Origin of the sequence: Pseudomonas fulva (genome assembly GCF_023517795.1) — a bacterium.
Classification (GTDB): domain Bacteria; phylum Pseudomonadota; class Gammaproteobacteria; order Pseudomonadales; family Pseudomonadaceae; genus Aquipseudomonas; species Aquipseudomonas fulva_D.
On sequence record NZ_CP082928.1, the window covers coordinates 1,754,698 to 1,777,463 of the forward strand.

The following is a 22,766-nucleotide window of genomic DNA, read 5'->3' on the forward strand; positions in this document are numbered from 1 at the left end:
TCTATCGCAGATTCGACTTCGCTAATGGCCATCGAAAAGAAAACCATCCGCCTGCTGATTCTCGAAGACTCGCAGAACGAGGCCGAGCGTCTCGTCAGCCTGTTCCGCAATGCCGGTAATGCCACCCGCGTACACCGCGTGGTCTCCAGCGAAGACCTGCTCGACGCCCTCAAGCACGCCTGGGACCTGCTGATCTGCTCGCCGGCGAGTGACTGCCTGGATCCCCACGACGCGCTCGCCTGCATCCGCCACCAGGGCAAGGACATCCCGGTGATCCTGCTGCTGGCCGACAACGAACCGGACAGCGTCACCGAGGCGCTGATGCTCGGTGCCCAGGACGCCCTGCCGCAAGGCGAGGACGAGCGCCTGGTACTGGTCGCCCGCCGCGAACTGGTCAACCTTGAGGAACGCCGCGCCCGCCGCGCCGCCGAAGTGGCCCTGCGTGAAGCCGAGAAACGTTGCCAGCTGCTGCTCGACAGCTCGGTCGATGCCATCGCCTACGTACACGATGGCATGCATATCTATGCCAACCGCGCCTACCTGGAGCTGTTCGGCTTCGATGACGCCGAGGAGCTCGAAGGCCTGCCGATGATCGACCTGATCGGCGCCAGCGATCAGGCTGCCTTCAAGGACTTCCTGAAGAACCATCAGCAGATGGACAAGCATGAACTCGGCTGCGCCGGCGTGCGCACCGACGACAGCAGCTTTCCGGCGCGCATCACCCTGTCGCCGGCGGCCTACGATGGCGAGCCGTGCATTCAGGTGGTGATCCGTGCCGAGACCGCCAATGCCGAGCTGGAAGAAAAGCTGCGCGAGATCAGCAGCCTGGATCTGGTCACCGGCCTGTACAACCGCAGCCACTTCCTCGAGCTGATGGACAACGCCGCCCACCACGCCGTCCACGACGAGCAGCCGGCCAGTCTGGCCTACATACGCGTCGACCGCTACGCCGCGCTGCTCGCCGACATGGGCCTGGGCGCCATCGACCTGTTGCTCACCGACCTGGCCGCCCTGCTACGCGCCCACTTCCCCCAGGAGGCGCAACTGGCGCGCTTTGGCGACGACGTGTTCGCCGTCCTGCAGACCGGCCTGTCACCGCAGCAGCAACGCCCGCTGCTCGAAGCGCTGCTGAAGAAGGCCGAAGCGCACCTGTTCGATATCAACGGGCGCACCGCGCAGACCACGCTGTCGATCGGCGTCGCCGGCCTCAACGACACCACGCCCAAGGCCGGGGAAGTCATCGACCGGGCCCAGCGCTGCGCCGACCAGCTGGACGAGCCGGGCACCCTCAAGCTGTTCGACCCGGCCGCGGAGCTGGCGGCCGCCGCCAACCGTGGCAGCGTGGTGGCCATGGTGCAGCAGGCGCTGGAACAGAACAGCTTCCGCCTGCTGTTCCAGCCGGTCATCAGCCTGCGTGGCGACGAGCACGAACATTACGAGGTGCTGCTGCGCCTGCTCAGCCCGTCCGGCCAGGAAGTGCCGCCGGATGAATTCCTCGCCGTGGCCAGGGAGTCGGGCATGGGCGAGAAGATCGACCGCTGGGTGATCCTCAGCTCGATCAAGCTGCTCGCCGATCACCGCGCCAAGGGCCACGCGACACGCCTGTTCGTGCACCTGTCCAGCGCCAGCCTGCAGGACCCGACCTTGCTGCCGTGGCTGAGCGTGGCGCTGAAAGCCGCACGGTTGCCGTCCGACGCCTTGGTGTTCCAGTTCAGCGAGCCGGATGCGATCACCTACCTGAAGCAGGCCAAGGCCCTGGCCCAGGGCCTCAAGGACCTGCATTGCCACCTCGCGCTCAGCCAGTTCGGCTGCGCCCTGAACCCGTTCAACACCCTGCGTCACCTGCCGGTCGACTTCGTCAAGGTGGACGGCTCCTTCACCAAGGAGCTGAACGATCCGGCCAACCAGGAAACCCTGAAAACCATGCTGGCCAGCCTGCACAGCCAGGCCAAGCTGACCATCGTGCCGTTCGTGGAATCGGCCAGCGTGCTGGCCACCCTGTGGCAGGCGGGCACCAACTATATCCAGGGCTACTACCTGCAGGGCCCGAGCCAGTCGATGGACTACAACTTCTCGTCGGACGATTGATCGGCGGAGCAGCCCGGCTGCCCCGCTCCCGCCTCAAATACCTTAGAACCTGGTCATAATCTTTCAGCCCAAGTTCGTCGATTTTGGCAGCTAGGTGGCGCAAGTGGCCTTTCGTAGGGTGGACGACGCTTTACCCGTCCACCGCTCCGCGATCGCAATGGTGGACAAAAAGAGCGTTGTCCACCCTACGCTGGGAGCGGCCGCTTTTGCCTTGTAGTTGCCGCTTCATGCGCACAAAGATCGTGAACAGGCTCTTAGCGCTGCAAGTCGCGCTCGTGCACACCCAGCAGATACAGGACGCCATCCAGGCCCAGGGTCGAGATCGCCTGCCTGGCCGATTGCTTGACCAGCGGTTTGGCGCGGAATGCCACGCCCAGGCCGGCGATGGCCAGCATCGGCAGGTCATTGGCGCCGTCGCCCACGGCGATGGTCTGCTCCAGCTGCAAGCCTTCCTTGTGCGCCAGTTCGCGCAGCAGATCGGCCTTGCGCTGGGCATCGACGATCGGCTCGACGGCGACGCCGGTGACCTTGCCATCGACCACCGCGAGCTCGTTGGCGAACACGTAGTCGATGCCCAGCCTGGCCTGCAGCTGCTTGGCGAAATAGGTGAAGCCGCCGGACAGGATGGCGGTCTTGTAGCCCAGGCGCTTGAGTTCGGCGAACAGCTTCTCGGCGCCTTCGGTCAGGCGCAGCGAGGCACCGATCTCGTCCAGCACACCGACGTCCAGCCCCTTGAGCAGCGCCAGGCGCTCCTTGAAGCTGGCGCGGAAATCCAGCTCACCGCGCATCGCCCGCTCGGTGATCGCCGACACCTTGTCGCCGATACCCGCGGCCTTGGCCAGCTCGTCGATCACTTCGGCTTCGATCAGTGTCGAGTCCATGTCGAACACCGCCAGACGGCGGTGGCGGCGCTGCAGCGAATCGGCCTGGAAGGCGATGTCCACGTTCAGTTCGTCGGCCGCACGCAGGAACTCGGCGCGCAGCGCGGCGGCGTCGCCCGGCGACCCGCGCAGGGAGAACTCGATGCAGGCGTTGCCCGGCTGCCCATCCAGCGCCACCGGCAGGGACAATCGCTCGATACGTTCGATAGCCAGGCCCTGCTCGGCGCTCAGCGCGCTGACGCGCTGCACCTGCTCGGCGCTGACCTGACGGCTCAGCAAGGTGACGATATGGCGCTCGTTACCCTGCCCCTCGACCCAACGCCGGTAACCGGCTTCATCGACCTGGGTGAAACGCGCCTGCTGGCCCAGCGCCTGGGCGGCGCCCAGCAGGTCCTTGGAGAGAGCCGGCAGCGACGCGCCATCGGCCACGTCGATCAGGATGCCCAGCGACGAGGTGCCGTGCACCGCGGCCTGGGTGATGTCGAGGATGTTCACGCCAGCCTGGGCCAGCACGCCGGTAACGGCTGCCGTGAGGCCGGGCCGATCTTCACCGGTAACGTTGATCAGGACGATTTGGCGCAAGGCGTACTCCGGGGCTCGCAGGACTATGAACGGTCTGCCGAACGGCAATGTGCAGCAGGGCCGGTGAAAAAACGCACATTCTAACCATTTCGGCACCCCGCGGGCACGCGCGGCGCTTTGCCCTGTGCGGGCCGCTCGCTATACTGCGCGCCACCTCCAGTCAACGAGAGCCGAGCTCTGTGAACCGGCCCGCCCCCGTAAAGCCCGACAATTTCTTCCTCCTGCTCTTTCGTGCACTGCGCCAACGTCGCGTGCCGCTGGCATTGCGCATCGTCAGTCACAGCCTGTTGCTGGTGGCCATGGCGCTGGTGATCTATGCCTGGGTGATCGGCATGCAGTTCAAGCAGGCCATGCAGCAGCAGGCCGAAGCGCTGGGCAGCAGCCTGATCACCCAGACGGCCGCCTCGGCCACCGAGCTGTTGGTGTCCAACGACATCCTCAGCCTCAACGTGCTGCTCAACAACCTGGTGAAGAACCCGCTGGTGGCCCACGCGGCGATCTACAGCGTGGATAACCGCATTCTCGCCGAAGCCGGTACGCGCCCGAGCAAGAGCATGCTCGGCGAAACCGAAGGCCTGTATTCGACACCCATCACCTTTCAGGAGGTGATGGCCGGGCAGTTGCGCATCAGCCTGGACATGCAGCAGTTCGAACAGCCGATGACCATCAGCCTGCAGAGCATGGGCATTCTCAGCCTGATCCTGCTGGCCCTGACCCTGTCGCTGAGCCTGCGCCTGGGCCGGCAGATCTCCACGCCGCTGATGCAGATGCGCGTGTGGCTGCGCGACCCGGACGATTACGCCCCGGGCGGTAACCGCCAGGACGAGATCGGCGACCTGGCCCGCCAGCTCCAGGCACGCCTGGCCCCCGAGAAGCCGGAACCTGAACCCGAGCCGGAATTCGACGACCTCGATGACCTGGGCGAGGAGTTCCTCGACGACGACCGCGCGGATCACGATCAGCGTGACGAGCGCGCCGCCCCGACCTTCGCGATGCGCGACCTGCGCGACAGCCGCTTCGACAGCGAGGACGACTACGATCCGCCGAGCCGTCGCCGTGACGAGCATGACGACGATGCCTTCGCCGATCTGTACGACGACGAGGACAGCCCGGCCAAGCCTGCACCTGCAGCCCCGCTGGCGCCCCGCAAGAGCGCCGTGCTGGCCGTGCAACTGGGCGCCCAGGAACAGCTGCGTCGCCTGCCGCGCACGCGCCTGATGGAGTTGCTGGAAAGCTATCGCGGCTGCCTGGACAAGGCGGCGACGCTCTACAAGGCCGAGCTGCACACCCTCAACGACGGCAGCAGCCTGATGCTGTTCCACCACGACACCAGCGGCGACGACTACCTGACCCACGCCATCTGCTGTGGCGAATTGCTGCGCGCCCTCGGCCATGCCCTGCAGATCGAGGTGGCCGACAGCGGCATCACCCTGCACCTGCAGTTGGGCCTGACCCTCGGCGAAGGCCTGCAGGGGTTGAGTCAGGGTGACCTGCTGCTCAGCGAAACCGCCCAGGATGCCCTGGCCCTCTCCCAGCACAGCCGCAACCTGCTGCTGGTCGAGCGCCGCGTCGGCGAAGATGCCACCCTGCGCCAGCGTGCACGCATCCGCGCCATCGCCAGCCCCGAGGGCGCCAGCTGCGTCGAGCGCCTGCTCGACCCGTACCCGGCGCTGCTGGAGCGGCAGATGGCCAAGCTGCGCGAAGAGCGCTAGGGATTCAGCGGTAGGGATGAGAAAGGCCGGCGTATATGCCGGCTTTTCTATTTGGGGTTGTTCGACTGCAGGTCACCTATGGGCGGAAGGCGCCCCCGCGATTTTTCGCGGGCATGGCCTAGGCGACCCCGCCCGCTCCCACACAATGTTCCTGCAGGCGAAGAGTGCGATGTCAGCCTTTCTCACAGCGAGTTTGTGATCAAGCGAGAAGGGAAGCCAAGGCAACAGCCTGTGGGAGCGCGCCATGCGCGCGAATTTTCGCGGGCACGGCCCGCTCCCACAAACTGTTAACTGCAGCAATCAGAGCTTGGCGATCGACACTTCGGTGGACTTCACGAAGGCGATCACTTCGCTGCCCACCCCCAGTTCCAGCTCGCGTACGGAACGGGTGGTGATCACCGAGGTGACGATGCCGGCGGCGGTCTGCACGTCGATTTCCGACAGCACATCGCCTTCGACGATTTCCTTGATGGTGCCCTTGAACTGGTTGCGAACGTTGATGGCTTTGATGGTCATGGCTAGATCTCCAGGGGTCGTAAGGTGCCCACAACGGGCTTCGAGTCAGGGTTAGAGCGCCCAGCGCAGCTGGGTCGGCAGGGGTGAAACCGGGTCGGGCTGCGCCGGCAGCGCAGGGATTTGCAGCACACGGTTGAGCACATCGGCTTCCAGCTCGGCCAGGTAGGCGGAGCCGCGATGGCGGGGGCGCGGCAGGTTCACCTCTAGGTCGAGGCCGATCTCGCCGTCTTCGATAAGGATCACCCGGTCCGCCGTGGCCACCGCTTCGCTGACATCGTGGGTGACCAGCAGCACGGTGAAGCCATGCTTTTTCCACAGCCCTTCGATCAGTTGCTGCATCTCGATACGGGTCAGCGCATCCAGGGCACCCAGCGGTTCATCGAGCAGCAGCAGGCGTGGTTCGTGGATCAGTGCCCGGGCCAGGGCGACGCGTTGCTTCTGGCCGCCGGACAGCGCGGCCGGCCACTCGTTGGCGCGATCGGCCAGGCCCACGGCTTCCAGCACCTGCTGGGCCTTGGGCCGCCAGTCACCGGTGAGGCCCAGGCCGACATTGTCGATCACCCGCTTCCAGGGCAGCAGCCGCGCCTCCTGAAACATCAGCCGGGTATCGTCGCGGCTGGCGGCCAACGACCCGTTGCCGGCCAGCAGTTCACCGCCAGTCGGTTGATCGAGGCCGGCGAGCAGGCGCAGCAAGGTGCTCTTGCCGCAACCGCTGCGGCCGACCACGGCGACGAACTGGCCGGCCGGAATGGTCAGGTCGATACCCTTGAGCACCTCACGCTCACCGAAGGATTTACGGATGCCGCGAATGGTCAGCGGGGTGCCTCGTTTGATGTCATGCAAAACATTCAATGGCGCATTCATTTCGCAGCCGCTCCCTGATAAGCCGGGTGCCAGCGCAACCAGGCACGTTCGAGGCCACGCGCAGCCACGTCGGCCAGCTTGCCGAGCACGGCGTAGAGCAGAATGGCCAGTACCACCACGTCGGTCTGCAGGAATTCGCGGGCGTTCATCGCCAGGTAACCGATGCCGCTGCTGGCGGAAATGGTCTCGGCGACGATCAGAGTCAGCCACATCAGGCCGAGGGCGAAGCGCACGCCGACCAGAATCGACGGCAGCGCGCCGGGCAGGATCACCTGACGGAACAGGGCGAAGCCGGACAGGCCATAGCTGCGCGCCATTTCCACCAGCGCCGGGTCGACGTTGCGGATGCCGTGGTAGGTGTTCAGGTAAATCGGGAAAAGGGTGCCAAGGGCGACCAGAAAGATCTTCGCGCTCTCGTCGATGCCGAACCACAGGATCACAAGGGGAATCAGCGCCAGGTGCGGCACGTTGCGGATCATCTGCACCGAGCTGTCGATCAGCCGCTCACCCCACTTCGACAGGCCGGTGATAAAGCCCAGCGCCAGGCCGATGCCACCGCCGATGGCGAAGCCGACCGCCGCACGCCAGCCACTGATCGCCAGGTGCGTCCAGATTTCACCGCTGGACAGCAGCTGCCAGCCGGCCTCGAATACCGCGCTGGGCGCCGGCAGGATGCGCGTGGACAACAGCCCCAGCGCCACCGAGCCCTGCCAGGCGACCAGCAGCGCCACCGGCAGTGCCCAGGGCGCCAGGCGCAGGGCCAGGCTGTTGGAAAATGTCTTGCTCATCGCGTACCTCGACGATCATCGCGAAGGCCGGGCTCTGCCGCCCGGCCGTTGTTCAACTGGCCGAAGCCGCCTTGGGCAGAATGTCGTTGGCGACCATTTCACCGAACGGGCTCACGTAGTTAGCGCCTTCCGGCAGCGCCGGGCGGTTCACCTCCAGATGGGGGAACAGCAGCTCGGCGACGCGATAAGATTCTTCGAGGTGTGGATAACCGGAGAAGATAAAGGTATCGATCCCCAGCGCGGCGTATTCCTTGACCCGTTCGGCAACCGTCGGGCCATCGCCGACCAGCGCGGTCCCGGCACCACCGCGCACCAGGCCGACACCGGCCCAGAGGTTGGGTGACACCTCCAGGTTGTCCTTGCTGCCGCCGTGCAGGGCGGCCATGCGCTGCTGGCCGACCGAATCGAAGCGCGCCAGGGACGCCTGGGCGCGGGCGATGGTGTCGTCGTCGACATGGGCGATCAGCTTGTCGGCGGCCTTCCAGGCCTCTTCATTGGTTTCCCGCACGATCACGTGCAGGCGAATGCCGAAGCGCACTTCGCGGCCCTGAGCCGCAGCCTTTTCGCGCACCTGGGCAATCTTCTCGGCCACCGCGGCAGTCGGCTCGCCCCAAGTCAGGTACAGCTCGACCTGCTCGGCAGCGAGATCCTGGGCCGCTTCCGAGGAGCCGCCGAAGTACAGCGGCGGGCGGGGTTGCTGAACCGGCGGATAAAGCAGCTTGGCGCCCTTGACCTGAATGTGTTTGCCGTCGTAATCGACCACCTCGCCTTCCAGCACGCGGCGCCAGATGCGGGTGAACTCGACCGAGGCTTCGTAACGCTCGGCATGGGACAAATTAAGGCCATCGCCGGCCAGCTCGTCCGGGTCGCCACCGGTGACCAGATTGAACAGCGCGCGGCCGCCGGACAGGCGATCCAGGGTCGCCGCCTGACGCGCCGCCACGGTGGGCGAAATGATCCCTGGGCGCAGGGCAACGAGGAATTTCAGGCGCTGGGTCACCGGGATCAGCGAGGCGGCGACCAGCCAGGAATCCTCGCAGGAACGCCCGGTGGGAATCAGCACGCCACCGAAACCGAGGCGGTCGGCGGCCTGGGCGATCTGTTGCAGGTAGCCGTGGTCGACGGCGCGGGCCCCTTGGGAGGTACCGAGGTAATGGCCATCGCCGTGGGTGGGCAGGAACCAGAAGATGTTGAGGCTCATGGAGTGGTCTCCTTGGAAATCGCAATGCCCCGCCCGACAGGCGGGGTGGGAATTTATTGCTGGGCGACCTTGCTGGCCGGCGCGTGCCAGATCACCTCGCTGATGTTCAGCTGTTTGGGAATCAGCTTGAGCGCGGTGAAGGTGTCGGCGATCTTCTGCTGCGCCTCGACCACCTCCGGGGTGATGGGCTGGGCGCCGTAGCTCTGACGCTGCACCGCCAGGCGGGTGATGTCCGCGGACAGGCCGAGCAGCGGCGCGACCTGGGCAACGGTCTGCTCGTTATTGGCCTTGACCCACTCGCCGATGCCGCGGATTTCCTCGACCAGCGCTTCGATCACTTCCGGGTGCTGCTCGGCATAGGGACGGGTCGCCAGGTAGAACTGGTGGTTGCTGACCAGGCCCTTGCCGTCGACCAGGGTGCGCGCCTGCAGTTGCTGTTCGGCAGCGGCCTGGAAGGGATCCCAGATCACCCAGGCGTCGACGCTGCCACGCTCGAAGGCGGCGCGGGCATCGGCAGGTGGCAGGTAAACCGGCTGGATGTCGCTGTATTTCAGGCCGGCCTCTTCCAGGGCGCGCACCAGCAGGTAATGCACGTTGGAGCCCTTGTTGAGGGCGACCTTCTTGCCCTTGAGCTCGGCGACCGATTTGATCGGCGAATCCTTCGGTACCAGGATCGCTTCGCTGGTCGGTGCAGGTGGTTCGAAGGCCACGTAGAGCAGATCGGCACCGGCGGCCTGGGCGAATACCGGCGGCGTTTCGCCGGTGGTGCCGAAGTCCACCGAGCCGACGTTCAGGCCTTCGAGCAGTTGCGGCCCGCCGGGAAACTCGGTCCATTTGACGTCGATGCCCTTGGCAGCCAGGCGTTTTTCCAGCGCGCCGTTGGCCTTGAGCAGCACCAGGGTGCCGTACTTCTGATAACCGATACGCAAGACGCTCTTGTTATCAGGCGCTGCTTGAGCGTGAGTAATGGCGCCGAAGGAAATGGCCGCGGCAAACAAGGCGACCAGACTCCGACGCAGGGTGACAGTGCGCATGGCGCTCTCCTCTGCATTGAGTGTTTGGCCACCTGCTGCCTCGTTGACGGGCTAGTAAGGTGGGGCGGCAGCGAACTGCCGGACATGTGAGTGTGGGTACTTCAGGCGCTCCAGCGCCCGCTTAGCAATCGCTCGTTCAGCAGGCCCGGCGCGATGGGCTGGGGCCGACGATCGAGCGCCTGGATCAGCTGTTGCAAGGCATCTTCCAGCCGCTGTTCCAGGGCCGGCGACAGATCGCCGCCGTCCTCGGTGTAACTGATCTGACTGTCATCGGCGAATACGCCGTGCAGCACCTCCTGGGCCTTGAGCGCGGACAACACCGGCTTCAGGGCGTAATCCACCGCCAGCATGTGCGCGTTGCTGCCGCCGGTAGCCACCGGCAACACCACCTTGTGCTGCAACGCGCGCTCGGGCAGCACGTCGAGCAGGGTTTTCAGGGCGCCGGAGAACGACGCCTTGTACACCGGCGTCGCCACCACCAGCCCGTCGGCCGCCGCCACATGGGCTTGCAGGCCTTGAATACGGGGGCTGTCGAAGCGGGCGAACAGCAGATCCTCGGCTGCGAAGTCGCGCACCTGATAGGTCACCACTTCCACGCCACGGGCCTGCAGCCACTGCCTGGCCTTGCCCAGCAACACGTTGGAGCGGGACTTCAGGCTCGGGCTGCCGCCCAGAAAAACCACCAGCATGGGGCGTCCTTACTTGTTGGGCTGCGGGGTGAGACGCAGGTAGGGCTTCACGGCGCGATAGCCTTTGGGGAAGCGCTGCTTGATTTCGTCTTCGTCCTTGAGCGAGGGCACGATCACCACCTCGTCGCCGTCCTGCCAGTTGGCGGGCGTGGCCACCTTGTGGCTGTCGGTGAGCTGCAGCGAATCGATCACCCGCAGGATTTCATGGAAGTTGCGCCCGGTACTCGCCGGGTAGGTGATGGTCAGGCGCACCTTCTTGTTCGGGTCGATGACGAACAGCGAACGCACCGTCAAGGTGTCGTTGGCGTTCGGATGAATCAGGTCATAGAGCTCGGACACCTTGCGGTCGGCATCGGCCAGAATCGGGAAGTTGACCGCGGTGTTCTGGGTCTCGTTGATGTCGTCGATCCACTTGATATGCGAATCGACCGGGTCGACGGACAGGGCGATGGCCTTGACGTTGCGCTTGGCGAACTCATCCTTCAGCTTGGCGGTGAAACCCAGCTCGGTGGTGCACACCGGCGTGAAGTCGGCCGGATGGGAGAACAGGATGCCCCACTGATTGCCCAGCCACTCGTGGAAACGAATGGGGCCTTCACTGGAGTCCTGCTCGAAGTCGGGGGCGATGTCGCCCAGGCGGATGCTCATGGCTGTGCTCCTCAGGTGAGTCGTTGCGTGGCGCTCACTATGCTGAGGAACAGAAAATATTAAAAAGAATAAATAATGATTTATTTATAACCAAAAAGCTCGCCGCTTTTATTGCCGGCGAGCCCATGTTCATTCGCTCAGAGAACCCTTGCCGGATTGCCCACCACCGTGGCACCGGCTGGCACGTCGCGGGTCACCACGCTGCCGGCGCCGATCAGCGCATCGTCGCCAATCGTCACACCCGGCAGGATCAGCGCCCCGGCGCCAATCCACACGTTGCGACCGATACTCACCGGCCGACCGAACTCCAGGCCGGATTCGCGCTCGGCCGGGTCGCGTGGGTGGTCGGCGGTAAGGATCTGCACGCCCGGGCCGATCTGCGTCCTGTCGCCGATGCTTACCGCCACCACGTCGAGAATCACGCAGTTGAAGTTGATGAACACGCCGTCGCCCAGGCTGATATTGAAGCCGTAGTCGCAGTGAAACGGCGAGCGCACCACCACCCCCTTGCCGACCGCCGCCAGGCGCTCGCCCAGCACCTGGTTGCGCTCGGCCGGCGACAACCCCAGGTTGCCGTTGTAGCGCGCCAGCCAGGCCATGGTCGCCGCGCTGTCGGCCTGCAGTTCCGGGTCACTGGCCAGGTAGAGTTCGCCGGTGAGCATCTTGTGTTTTTCACTGAGCGCCATGGCGGGTCGCCTCCTTACGAATGTTCAGTAAGGAACTCACTGGGAGGGTGAGGTTCCGGCTAATCGGCCGACGGTCGCTCGGCGTCGACGATCAGGAAATGATGCAAGGCCAGGATCGGCAGGTCACCGATCAGCGCCTCGAAGCCATCGCTCAGCGCTTCGATGCGCGCATTCTCCGCTTCGCTGAGCCAGCTGCAGATGTCCCACAGCGCGATGTCCTCGGGCTCGTCCTGCAGGCGGGCGAACACCGCATACAGCTCGCGCAGCGCCTGGCAGGCAGCCGGCAGGCCGATCAGCGTCAGCGCCTGCTGCGCCAGTTCGAAGGTCGGCATGCCCCAGTTGGCGAAGAACTGCATCAGGCCGCCGTTGTAGTAATCGGCCTGCAGGCGCCACAGCACGACCAACCGACGATCACGCAGGCTGATGGCCTCCAGGTCCCAGCCGGCTGCGTGCAGACGCCTGAGGGCCTGGTCCTGCAGCTCGTCCCAGGCCAGGTCGATGCTGTCGCACTGCCCCGCGTCATGATGCCGCCAACTGGCGACGAAGCCGCCGTCCTCCAGCCTCGCGTCGTCACGCTGCGCGGCCGACAGGGGGTCGAGGCGCAGGTAGCCGTCAAGCCTGAGGGAAAACTGCTGGCCGGTGCGCAGGTGGATATGGGCGGCCTGGCTATCGACGGCGACACGTTCGATCTGCAGGCAGCCGAGTTCGGCATGCAGGGGATGGCTCATCGGGGCTCCAGCGGGTGGTGAGTGCGGTCACGACGATGCCAGAGCGACGGCCAGAGAGCCAGGCGCACCGCCATGCCCATTCAGAACAGCTCCAGCTGCCCACCGATCAGCGCCGTGAAATCGTCGTCCACGAACGGCAGGATGGCGTCGGCCACCGGCTGCAGCTGTTTGCCCAGGTAATGGCCGTAGTCGACCGGCGCGCGGCGCAGCTCCAGGGGTTCCGGGCCGGCGACACTGATCACGTAGCTGATCCAGCCGCCGCTCTGGTACTGGCGCGGTCGGCCCATCTCGTCGTTGTGGGCATCGGCCAGGCGCGCCGCCCGCACGTGGGGTGGCACGTTGCGCTGGTAGTCGTCGAGGCGCCGGCGCAGGCGCTTGCGGTACACCAGGCGCTCCTCGAACTCGCCGGCCAGGGTGCGCTGCACGTAGTCGCGCACGTAGTCCTGGTAGGGCTGGCCCTTGAAGATGCGCAGGTACAGCTCCTGCTGGAACTGCTGGGCCAGCGGCGACCAGTCGCTGCGCACCGTTTCCAGGCCCTTGAAGACCATGTCCTCGCGGCCGTCGGCACGACGGATCAGCCCGGCATAACGCTTCTTGCTGCCCTCCTCCATGCCGCGGATGGTGGGCATCAGAAAGCGCCTGAAGTGGGTTTCGAACTGCAGTTCCAGGGCGCTCTGCAAGCCGAACTCGGCCTGCAGGTGCTCGCGCCACCAGGCATTGACCCGCTGCACCAGGGCGCGGCCGATGCGCTCGGCGTCTTCCTCGCCGTGGGCGCGGCGCAGCCACACGAAGGTGGAGTCGGTGTCGCCGTAGATCACCGCATGGCCCTCGGCCTCGATCAGCTCGCGGGTACGGCGCATCACTTCATGGCCTCGCAGGGTGATCGACGACGCCAGCCGCGTATCGAAGAAGCGGCAGCCGCTGGAACCGAGCACGCCGTAGAAGGCGTTCATGATGATCTTCAGCGCCTGGGACAGCGGCGCGTTGCCGGCGCGTTTGGCCGCCTCGCGGCCCTGCCATACGCGCTCGACGATGGCCGGCAGGCAATGGCGGGTGCGCGAGAAGCGCGCGCCACGAAAGCCGGGAATCGAATGCGCATCGTCGGGCTGGCGCAGGCCTTCGATCAGCCCCACCGGGTCGATCAGAAAGGTGCGGATCAGCGACGGATACAGGCTCTTGTAATCGAGCACCAGCACCGACTCGTACAGCCCCGGCCGCGAATCCATGACGAAGCCACCGGGGCTGGCCTCGGGCGGGCGCTCGCCCTGGTTGGGCGCGACGAAGCCCTGGCGATGCATCAGCGGCATGTACAGGTGGCTGAACGCCGCCACCGAGCCACCGCTGCGATCCACCGGCAGGCCGGTGACCGTGGCGCGTTCGAGCAGGAAGGTGAGCAGCTCGGTCTTGGCGAAGATGCGCGTGACCAGCTCGCAGTCCTTGAGGTTGTAGCGAGCCAGGGCCGGCTTGTCCTCGGCGAACATGCGGTTGATTTCGTCCATGCGTTGGTAGGGGTTGTCGATCGCCTTGCCCTCGCCAAGCAGCTGCTGTGAGACGCTCTCCAGGCTGAAGGACGGGAAGCTCCAGGTCGCCGAACGCAGCGCCTCGATGCCATCGATGATCAACCGCCCCGGCGCACTGGCGAAGAAATGCTGCTTGGCGCCGTGTTCGCGCCAGCTCAGCAGCTCGCCGCCACGCCCCAGGCGCAGTGGCACCTGCAGGCGCTGGGCGTGTTCGTGCAGCACGCGCAGGTCGAACTGCACCACATTCCAGCCGATGATGGCGTCCGGGTCATGGCGCTCTAGCCAGTCATTCAGTGCCTCCAGCAGTGCCGCGCGACTGTCGAGGTAGGCAAGGTCGAAATCCACCTCAGCCTCGCGGTTCGGCGGCCCGAGCATGTACACCTGGCGCTGCCCGCAGCCTTCCAGGGCAATGGAATACAGCTCGCCACGGGCGGTAGTCTCGATATCCAAGGACACCAGCTTGAGCTGCGGGCGGTAGTCCGGCGCCGGCTTGAGCTGGGCGTCGACCAGCACGCCGTCCGCCGCCTCGGTGCCGCCGAACAGCACCGGCGCGGTGATGAAGCGCTCCATCAGGTAGCGTTCGGGCGGGCGGATATCGGCTTCGTAGACATCCACCCCGCCCTGGCGCAGGGTCTGTTCCAGCTGGATCAGCGGGCGCTGCTGCGGGCAGTAAAGGCCGAGCACCGGCCGCTGGCGGAAATCACGCAGCTGCAGCGGGCGCAGTTCGAACTGCCCGTCGCCGGCGATCAGTGCCTCGGCGCGGGCACGCTGTTCGGCGGGGATAAAGGCCACCGAGGTTTGCGGCGGCAGGCGCACCAGGCGCGGGCCGGCGTCGGTCGACAGCCAGAATTCCACCTGGCTGCCGGCCGGCGTGTCGCGCCAGTGCCGGGTCAGGACGAAGCCCTGCTGTAGATCCACCCTGCCACCTCGAATGCTGTTCAGGGTGCGATGGTAACCCGCCCGCGCAACCGCTGCAGAATGGGGTTAAATGGTCGCCAGGTTTTATACGGAGGCTCGCCATGCCCCTCGATCATCAACAGCTGCAACAGATCACCCGCCGCACCCTGGCCCATTACCAGGCCGGCGCCGAAGACTTTCGTGAGGGCACCCGCGACCACGACGTCAGCCAGAACATCTCGGCGCTGCTACGTCATGTGCACGGTAGCGCGCCACTGAGCATCCTCGACTTCGGCTGTGGCCCCGGCCGTGATCTGCGCGCCTTCAAGGCCCTGGGCCACCAGCCCGTCGGCCTCGACGGCTGCCCGGAGTTCGTCGCCATGGCCCGCGCCGACAGCGGCTGCGAGGTGTGGCAGCAGGACTTTCTCACGTTGGACCTACCGGCCGAGCGCTTCGACGGCATCTTCGCCAACGCCGTGCTGTTCCATATTCCCGGCCAGGAACTGCCGCGGGTGCTCAGGGAACTGCGCGCCAGCCTGAAGCCCGGCGGCGTACTGTTCAGCTCCAACCCCCGTGGTGACAACCAGGAAGGCTGGAGCGGCGAACGCTACGGCGCCTGGCACGACCTGGACAGCTGGCGCCACCTGCTCGGCTCCGCCGGCTTCGACGAACTGGAACACTACTACCGCCCCACCGGTTTGCCCCGCGAGCAGCAGCCGTGGCTGGCAAGTGTTTGGCGCAAGCGGGAGAAGGTTTGATTCGACGGGCGACGGTAGCGGTAGCGGTAGCGGTAGCGGTAGCGGCCACTGCCATATCCCTGTGGGAGCGGGCCATGCCCGCGATTTTCGCGCATGCCGCGCTCCCACAAAAGCTTGCTGCCAACCGCTCCTACCTCTAGATCTCCACCTGCGTCCCCAACTCGATCACCCGGTTCACCGGCAGGCGGAAGAAGCCCAGCGAACTACCGGCATTCTTCTGCAGCACGGCGAACAACCGCTCGCGCCACATGGCCATGCCGATACGTTCTGAAGGAATCACCGTTTCCCGGCTGAGGAAATAGGTGGTCTGCATAGGCGGGCAGTCGATGCCCCGTTCACCGAGTTGGGCCAGTGCCCGGGGTATGTCCGGCGCCTCGAGAAAGCCGAAGCGCAGGCGCACACGGTAGAAGCCCTGATCATGGGCCTCCAGGTCGAAACGCTCGGCCAGCGGTACCCGCGGGCGATCCTCGTAGAGCACGGTGAGGAGCATCACCCGCTCGTGCAGCACCTGGTTGTGCAGCAGGTTATGCAGCAGAGCATGGGGCACCACCTCGACCCGGCTGGTCAGAAACACCGCCGTGCCGGTAACCCGATGGGGCGGCTGCAGGGCGATGCTGGCGATGAAGTCGCGCAGTACCAGGGAGTGTTCGTCGAGCCGCTCGAGCACCAGTTGGCGGCCGCGCTTCCAGGTGGTCATCAGGCCGAACAGCAGGATGCCGACGACCATCGGCACCGCGCCGCCACCGATGATCTTCGGCACGTTGGCGGCGAAGAAGATGCCGTCGACCAGCAGGAACACCGCCAGCAGCGGCACCGCCAGCACCTTGGGCCAGCGCCACAGCAGCAGGATCACCGACGATACCAGCAGCGTGGTGCACAGCATGGTGCCGGTCACCGCCACGCCGTAGGCGCCAGCCAGGCCGCTGGACGACTGGAAGCCGAGCACCAGCAGCACCACCCCTACCAGCAGCAGGCTGTTGATCAGCGGAATGTAGATCTGCCCCTGCTCGGCGCTGGAGGTGTGCAGGATCTGCATGCGCGGCACGTAGCCGAGCTGGATGGCCTGGCGGGTGACCGAGAAGGCGCCGGTGATCACCGCCTGGGAGGCGATGATGGTGGCCACCGTCGACAGGCCGATCAGGGGGATCAAGGCCCAGCCCGGCGCCAGCAGGTAGAAGGGGTTGCGCACCGCTTCAGGGTCGATCAGCAGCAGCGCGCCCTGGCCGAAGTAGTTGAGGATCAGCCCGGGGAAGGCCAGGAACAGCCAGGCATGCACGATGGGCTTGCGGCCGAAATGGCCGAGGTCGGCGTACAGCGCCTCGGCACCGGTGATGGTCAGCACCACGGCGCCCATCACCGTCAGGCCGAGCAGCGGATTGGCGATGAAGAACTGCAAGGCCCAGTAGGGATTGAGCGACAGCAGCACTTCCGGGCGCTGCACGATGCCATGCACGCCCAGGGCGCCAAGCACCAGAAACCAGATCACCATCACCGGCCCGAACAGGTAGCCGATGCGCGCGGTGCCGTGGCGCTGCAGCAGGAACAGCGGAATCAGGATCAACAGGGCCAGCGGCACCACCCAGTGGTCGATGCCGTCGACCACCAGGCCGACGCCTTCCACCGCGGAGAGCACCGAGACCGCCGGCGTGAGCATGCTGTCGCCGTAGAACAGCGCGGCGCCGAACAGGCCGAGCATGATCAGTACGGTGCGCAGCCGCGGGTAGTCGGCGGCCGCCCGCTGCGCCAGGGCGGTGAGCGCCATGATGCCGCCCTCGCCGCCGTTGTCGGCACGCAGGATGAACATCACGTACTTGACCGTGACCACCAGGGTCAGCGACCAGAAGATCAGCGACAGGATGCCCAGCACGCTGGCCTGGGACAGGCCGACGCCGTAGTGCGGCGAGAAGATTTCCTTGAGGCTGTACAGCGGGCTGGTGCCGATGTCGCCATAGACGATGCCGACGGCGCCAACCAGCAGCGCAATGGGCGAAGTGCGGGAGGGGGTACTCACGTTGCAGGGTATCCTGATGGACTTGGTTACCCTTAGGTATACGCTGGCGTGGCGCACGCAGCAGCTTCAGGTCGCGCAGTTTTACGGCTTTTTTACGCGCAGGCGCGCTTCTTTACGCCAACCTTGCACGACGCCATGATCTGCCCACGCCCCGCACCGGAATTGCGCATGTCCATCGCCGCCGATCGCCCCACCCGCCGCCCGCCTGCCCCCATGCGCGACTACCTGCTGGCCGCCCTCGCCGCCGGGCTCGGTTGCCTGCTGGCCCTGGCCGTGTCGCGCTGGCTGGACCTGCCGAACATCTCCCTGGTGTTTCTCGCCGTGGTGCTGGTGGTGGCGGTGCGCAGCAGCGTCGGCCCGGCACTGCTGTGCGCCCTGCTGTCGTTCGCTGCCTACGGGTTCTGCTTCCTGCCGCCGACCTGGTCGGTGGTGGTGCACCGCGAGCAGGACGTGCTGACCCTGTTGTTCTTCCTGCTCATCGCCCTGCTGACCGGCAACCTCGCCGCCCGCCAGCGCCAGCAGTTCCGTGACCTGCAGGTGGCCCAGCGGCAGACCGAAAGCCTGCTGGGCTTCGCCGAACGGCTGTCCAGCGCCCAGGACCAGCGCGACCTGCTGGCCGCCATGCTCAGCCAGTTGGACCTGCCGGCCGAGCGCCTGTGCCTGCTCAGCCGCGACGCCCAGGGCAACTGGCAGCAGGCCGACGGCAGCCGGCTGGCGCTCAGCGAGCTGGAGCGCATCAGCGCCGAACACGCCTGGCAGAGCCGCCATCCACGCGGTTACGACAGCCATAGCCTGACCCATCCGCACTGGTGGTGGTGGCCATTGATGGACAACGACCAGCCGCTGGCGCTGCTGGGCATGCGCACCGCCCAGGGCGACCCGCCGGCCGGCGAACAGCGCCAGCTGATCGACGTGCTGCTGCCACTGTTGGCCCATGCCCTGGCCCGTGTGCAACTGGTCGAGACCCTCGGCCATACGCGCCTGCAACATGAAACCGAGCGCCTGCGCAGCGCCCTGCTCGCCTCGGTGTCCCACGACCTGCGCACGCCGCTGACCGCCATGCGCGGCAATATCGAAACCCTGCAGCTGTTCATCGACAGCCTGGACGCGGCGACCCGCGACGACCTGCTGCAAAGTACCGCCAGCGAAGCCTCGCGCCTGGACCGCTACATCCAGAACCTGCTGGACATGACCCGCCTGGGCCACGGCGGCCTGCACCTGGAGCGCGACTGGGTGGCCGCCAGCGACCTGCTCGCGGCCGCCCTGCAGCGCCTGCAGCCGGTGTTGCAGCACCTGCAGGTGCGCATGCAGGTGCCCGCCGACCTGCCGCTGCTGTGGGTGCAGGGCGCGCTGATCGAACAGGCGCTGGTCAACGTGCTGGACAACGCCGCGCGCTTCTCGCCGCCCGGCGGGGTGATCGATATCCGCCTCGGCCACGACGGCGAGACCATCAGCTTCGCCATCAGCGACCAGGGGCCGGGGATTCCCGCCGACGAACAGGCGCAGATCTTCGACCTCTTCTATACCGCGGCCCGCGGCGATCGCGGCGGCCAGGGCACCGGCCTGGGCCTGGCGATCTGCCTGGGCATGCTCAACGCCCACGGCGGCACGGCGCGGGTCGAGTCGGCACCCGGCCAGGGCACCACCCTGATCCTGCAACTGCCCCTGCAACAGCCTGACGAGAAGCCGGCATGACTGAAGCGCGCATCCTCCTGGTCGACGACGAAGCGGCGATCCGCAAGTTCCTGCGTATCGGCCTGCAGGCCCAGGGTTATCAGGTACTCGAGGCCGATTGCGGCGAAGCGGCGCTGCGCCTGGCGGCCCTGGAGCAACCCGACCTGGTGGTACTGGACCTCGGCCTGCCCGACCTGGATGGCCAGGAGGTGCTGACCCGCCTGCGCGAATGGTCGGCCGTGCCGGTGCTGGTGCTGTCGGTGCGCGCCGGCGAAAAGGACAAGGTGCAGGCCCTGGACAATGGCGCCAACGACTACGTCAGCAAGCCCTTCGGCGTCCAGGAGTTCCTCGCCCGGGTACGCGCCCTGCTGCGCAGCCGCCCGGCCAGCGAGAAGCCGGCGGCCGCCCTGGCCAGCGGCCCGCTGCGGGTCGACTTCGCCTTTCGCCGGGTGACCCTGGACGACCAGGAAATCAGCCTGACCCGCAAGGAATACGCGGTACTCGAAGCCCTTGCCCGCCACCCCGGCATGGTCGTCACCCAGCAGCAGCTGCTGCGCGACATCTGGGGCCCGACCCACATCGAGCACAGCCATTACCTGCGCATCGTCATCGCCCACCTGCGCCAGAAGCTCGGCGACGACCCGGCGGCGCCGCGGCTGATAATCACCGAAGCGGGTGTCGGCTACCGGCTGATCGCCTGAAGGTCTGTTCATGATCTTAGAGCCCAGACTCGTCGATTTTGGCAGTTGAGTGGCGGTAGCGGCCAGTCGTTCCGTAGGGTGGACAACGCTCTTTTTGTCCACCATTGGGATTGCAGAGCGGTGGATGGGTGAAGCGTCATCCACCCTACGCCGGGAACGTCCGCTTTTGCCTTTAGATGCCGCTTCATGCGCATAAAGCTCGTGAACAGGCGCTGAGAAACCTGAACGCGCCGACAACTGCGCGCGCTCTGTTAGACTCGGACGACACCCCTCGCCGGAGAACACGATGCCCAAGGTCGGAATGCAGCCGATCCGCCGCTCCCAGCTGATCGCAGCCACCCTGGAAGCCGTCGACCAGGTTGGCATGAGCGATGCCAGCATCGCCTATATCGCGCGGATCGCCGGCGTATCGAACGGCATCATCAGCCACTACTTCCAGGACAAGAACGGCCTGCTCGAAGCGACCATGCGCCACCTCATGCAGGCGCTGCGCGAGGCGGTGCACGCGCGCTACCGGCTGTTGCGCGAAGACACCCCACGGGCACGCCTGCGTGCCATCATCGACGGCAACTTCGACGAAACCCAGGTCAGCGGCCCGGCGATGAAGACCTGGCTGGCGTTCTGGGCCAGCAGCATGCACCAGCCGGCCCTGCGTCGCCTGCAGCGGGTCAATGACCAGCGCCTGTACTCCAACCTGTGCGGCCAGTTCCGCCGCGCGTTGCCGCCAGCACAAGCCCGCGCCGCCGCCCGTGGCCTGGCCGCACTGATCGACGGCCTGTGGCTGCGCGGTGCCCTGACCGGCGAGGACTTCGACACCCGCCAGGCCGCGCAGATCGCCTACGACTACCTCGATTTGCAGCTCGCCAAGGCGCAGTGAGCAGGCCGCCCTCGCACCTATCTGTGGACTGATATCCATGTGGGAGCGCGCCATGCGCGCGAAATCGCGGGCATGGCCTAGGCGTCCCCGCCCGCTCCCACAGTAAACTCTCCTAATCCGTCTTGAGACTCCCCAGCCAAACATCCTGAAAGCCAGCGCCCATGGCGCATCCGGCACGGTTCTGGTCGCCTCTGGATTTTTTATTGATTGATCGATCAATAAAAATAAACTAGGCTGTTTTTTAACCAAATCGGCTGATATCCCTCTCTACCTCGCTCAGCCGACCCATTTCGCCAAGGCGCCCGAAGCGCGTCTTGCCCCGCTCAGGAGGACGCCCCATGGCCCGATTCGCAGACCAGCAGCTCTACATAGGTGGCCAGTACGTCGATGCCAGCAGCGGCGCGACCTTTCAAAGCATCAACCCGGCCAATGGCGAGGTGCTGGCCAACGTGCAGCGCGCCAGCCAGGACGACGTCGAACGCGCCGTGGCCAGCGCCGAGCAAGGCCAGAAGGTGTGGGCGGCGATGACCGCCATGCAGCGCTCGCGCATCCTGCGCAAGGCGGTGGATATCCTCCGCGCACGCAACGATGAGCTGGCCGAGCTGGAAACCCTCGATACCGGCAAGCCGCTGTCGGAAACCCGCTACGTCGATATCGTCACCGGCGCCGACGTGCTGGAGTACTACGCCGGCCTGATTCCGGCCATCGAGGGCGAGCAGATCCCCCTGCGCGACACCAGCTTCGTCTACACCCGCCGCGAGCCGCTGGGCGTGGTTGCCGGTATCGGCGCCTGGAACTACCCGATCCAGATCGCTCTATGGAAATCCGCCCCGGCCCTGGCCGCCGGCAATGCGATGATCTTCAAGCCCAGCGAGGTCACCTCGCTGACCGCCCTGAAGCTGGCCGAGGTCTACACCGAGGCCGGGGTGCCGGACGGCGTGTTCAACGTGCTGACCGGCCTGGGCAGCGAAGTTGGCCAGTGGCTGACCGAGCACCCGCGCATCGAGAAGATTTCCTTCACCGGCGGCACCGTGACCGGCAAGAAGGTCATGGCCAGCGCCTCCAGCTCGTCGCTCAAGGAAGTGACCATGGAGCTGGGCGGCAAGTCGCCATTGATCATCTGCGAAGACGCCGATCTGGACCGTGCCGCGGACATCGCCATGATGGCCAACTTCTACAGCACCGGTCAGGTGTGCACCAATGGCACCCGGGTGTTCGTGCCCCGTGCCCTGCAGGCGCGTTTCGAGAGCAAGATCGTCGAGCGGGTCAAGCGCATCCGCCTGGGCAGCCCCCAGGACGACACCACCAATTTCGGCCCGCTGGTCAGCTTCGCCCACATGGAGCGGGTGCTCGGCTACATCGAGCAGGGCCGCCAGCAGGGCGCGCGCCTGCTGATCGGTGGCGAGCGCGTCACCGACGGCGACTACGCCAACGGCGCCTACGTGGCGCCGACCGTGTTCACCGACTGCCGGGACGACATGACCATTACCCGCGAAGAGATCTTCGGCCCGGTGATGAGCATCCTCGTCTACGACAGCGAGGAGGAAGTGATCCGCCGCGCCAACGACACCAGCTACGGCCTGGCTGCCGGCATCGTCACCCGCGACCTGAACCGCGCGCACCGGGTTATCCACAAGCTGGAAGCCGGTATCTGCTGGATCAACACCTGGGGCGAGTCGGCGGCCGAGATGCCGGTCGGCGGCTACAAGCAATCCGGTGTCGGCCGCGAGAACGGCCTGACCACCCTGGCCCATTACACGCGCATCAAGTCCGTGCAGGTCGAGCTGGGCGACTACGCCTCGGTGTTCTGACCGCCAGCACAGCGTGGGAGCGAGCGGGCGGCGCATCGCTTCAGCCGCGAAAAAGCATCGCGGATCAATCCGCTCCCACAAGAAAGTCGCCGCCCCGTAG

Annotated in this window: 19 protein-coding genes; 7 read left to right on the forward strand and 12 right to left on the reverse strand. The window is 66.1% G+C overall.

All coding sequences use genetic code 11. The features are described from left to right. Positions 1-24 precede the first annotated feature (24 nt). A complete protein-coding gene (locus tag K8U54_RS07880) occupies positions 25-2,088 on the forward strand; it encodes a GGDEF/EAL domain-containing response regulator (RefSeq protein ID WP_249909607.1) in 2,064 nt (687 codons plus the stop codon). A gap of 254 nt (positions 2,089-2,342) precedes the next feature. Here K8U54_RS07880 and serB read toward each other — a convergent pair whose 3' ends face one another. Further along, entirely contained in the window at positions 2,343-3,551 is a 1,209-nt protein-coding gene (gene serB, locus K8U54_RS07885; protein WP_249909608.1) for a phosphoserine phosphatase SerB, read from the reverse strand. Between the two features lie 179 nt (positions 3,552-3,730). On the opposite strand from serB, the gene K8U54_RS07890 reads away from it, so the two are divergent. Further along, positions 3,731-5,263, forward strand: coding sequence for an AhpA/YtjB family protein (locus tag K8U54_RS07890; RefSeq protein WP_249909609.1), 1,533 nt, complete (start codon positions 3,731-3,733; stop codon positions 5,261-5,263). 300 nt (positions 5,264-5,563) lie between these two features. Here the strand turns inward: K8U54_RS07890 and K8U54_RS07895 are convergent, their stop codons facing one another. From K8U54_RS07895 to K8U54_RS07940, 10 genes are all read right to left on the reverse strand, one after another. After that, positions 5,564-5,779 carry a TOBE domain-containing protein gene (locus K8U54_RS07895; RefSeq protein ID WP_013793202.1) on the reverse strand — a complete coding sequence of 72 codons (216 nt, stop codon included), beginning with the start codon at positions 5,777-5,779 and terminating at the stop codon, positions 5,564-5,566. A gap of 51 nt (positions 5,780-5,830) precedes the next feature. Then, positions 5,831-6,643, reverse strand: a complete 813-nt coding sequence (gene ssuB / locus K8U54_RS07900; protein WP_249909610.1) for an aliphatic sulfonates ABC transporter ATP-binding protein — start codon at positions 6,641-6,643, stop codon at positions 5,831-5,833. Beyond that, positions 6,640-7,431 carry an aliphatic sulfonate ABC transporter permease SsuC gene (gene ssuC / locus K8U54_RS07905; RefSeq protein WP_249909611.1) on the reverse strand — a complete coding sequence of 264 codons (792 nt, stop codon included), beginning with the start codon at positions 7,429-7,431 and terminating at the stop codon, positions 6,640-6,642. The genes ssuB and ssuC overlap by 4 nt, the downstream gene beginning before the upstream one ends. Positions 7,432-7,483: 52 nt before the next feature. Further along, positions 7,484-8,632 carry an FMNH2-dependent alkanesulfonate monooxygenase gene (ssuD, locus tag K8U54_RS07910; RefSeq protein WP_249909612.1) on the reverse strand — a complete coding sequence of 383 codons (1,149 nt, stop codon included), beginning with the start codon at positions 8,630-8,632 and terminating at the stop codon, positions 7,484-7,486. 53 nt (positions 8,633-8,685) lie between these two features. Beyond that, complete coding sequence (locus tag K8U54_RS07915) at positions 8,686-9,666, reverse strand: sulfonate ABC transporter substrate-binding protein (protein WP_249909613.1); 981 nt, start codon at positions 9,664-9,666, stop codon at positions 8,686-8,688. 101 nt (positions 9,667-9,767) lie between these two features. After that, complete coding sequence (ssuE, locus tag K8U54_RS07920) at positions 9,768-10,355, reverse strand: NADPH-dependent FMN reductase (RefSeq protein WP_249909614.1); 588 nt, start codon at positions 10,353-10,355, stop codon at positions 9,768-9,770. Positions 10,356-10,364: 9 nt separating this feature from the next. Continuing rightward, a complete protein-coding gene (locus K8U54_RS07925; RefSeq protein ID WP_249909615.1) occupies positions 10,365-11,003 on the reverse strand; it encodes a peroxiredoxin in 639 nt (212 codons plus the stop codon). A 137-nt stretch (positions 11,004-11,140) separates the two neighbouring features. Further along, positions 11,141-11,689, reverse strand: coding sequence for a sugar O-acetyltransferase (locus K8U54_RS07930; protein WP_249909616.1), 549 nt, complete (start codon positions 11,687-11,689; stop codon positions 11,141-11,143). Between the two features lie 59 nt (positions 11,690-11,748). Beyond that, positions 11,749-12,417 carry a DMP19 family protein gene (locus K8U54_RS07935; RefSeq protein ID WP_249909617.1) on the reverse strand — a complete coding sequence of 223 codons (669 nt, stop codon included), beginning with the start codon at positions 12,415-12,417 and terminating at the stop codon, positions 11,749-11,751. 80 nt (positions 12,418-12,497) lie between these two features. Then, complete coding sequence (locus tag K8U54_RS07940; protein ID WP_249909618.1) at positions 12,498-14,855, reverse strand: DNA polymerase II; 2,358 nt, start codon at positions 14,853-14,855, stop codon at positions 12,498-12,500. Between the two features lie 101 nt (positions 14,856-14,956). Between K8U54_RS07940 and K8U54_RS07945 the strand changes: the two genes are divergently transcribed. Continuing rightward, entirely contained in the window at positions 14,957-15,592 is a 636-nt protein-coding gene (locus K8U54_RS07945; protein WP_249909619.1) for a class I SAM-dependent methyltransferase, read from the forward strand. Positions 15,593-15,728: 136 nt separating this feature from the next. Here the strand turns inward: K8U54_RS07945 and K8U54_RS07950 are convergent, their stop codons facing one another. After that, entirely contained in the window at positions 15,729-17,603 is a 1,875-nt protein-coding gene (locus tag K8U54_RS07950; RefSeq protein WP_249909620.1) for a potassium transporter Kup, read from the reverse strand. A 168-nt stretch (positions 17,604-17,771) separates the two neighbouring features. Here K8U54_RS07950 and K8U54_RS07955 point away from each other — a divergent pair, with 168 nt between their 5' ends. The 4 genes from K8U54_RS07955 to betB all read left to right on the forward strand — a co-directional run bounded on the left by K8U54_RS07955 (position 17,772) and on the right by betB (position 22,666). Continuing rightward, a complete protein-coding gene (locus tag K8U54_RS07955) occupies positions 17,772-19,298 on the forward strand; it encodes an ATP-binding protein (RefSeq protein WP_249909621.1) in 1,527 nt (508 codons plus the stop codon). Beyond that, a complete protein-coding gene (locus K8U54_RS07960) occupies positions 19,295-19,978 on the forward strand; it encodes a response regulator (RefSeq protein WP_249909622.1) in 684 nt (227 codons plus the stop codon). The genes K8U54_RS07955 and K8U54_RS07960 overlap by 4 nt, the downstream gene beginning before the upstream one ends. Before the next feature lie 286 nt (positions 19,979-20,264). Further along, a complete protein-coding gene (betI, locus tag K8U54_RS07965) occupies positions 20,265-20,855 on the forward strand; it encodes a transcriptional regulator BetI (protein ID WP_249909623.1) in 591 nt (196 codons plus the stop codon). A 338-nt stretch (positions 20,856-21,193) separates the two neighbouring features. Then, a complete protein-coding gene (gene betB, locus K8U54_RS07970; RefSeq protein ID WP_249909624.1) occupies positions 21,194-22,666 on the forward strand; it encodes a betaine-aldehyde dehydrogenase in 1,473 nt (490 codons plus the stop codon). Positions 22,667-22,766: the final 100 nt, after the last annotated feature.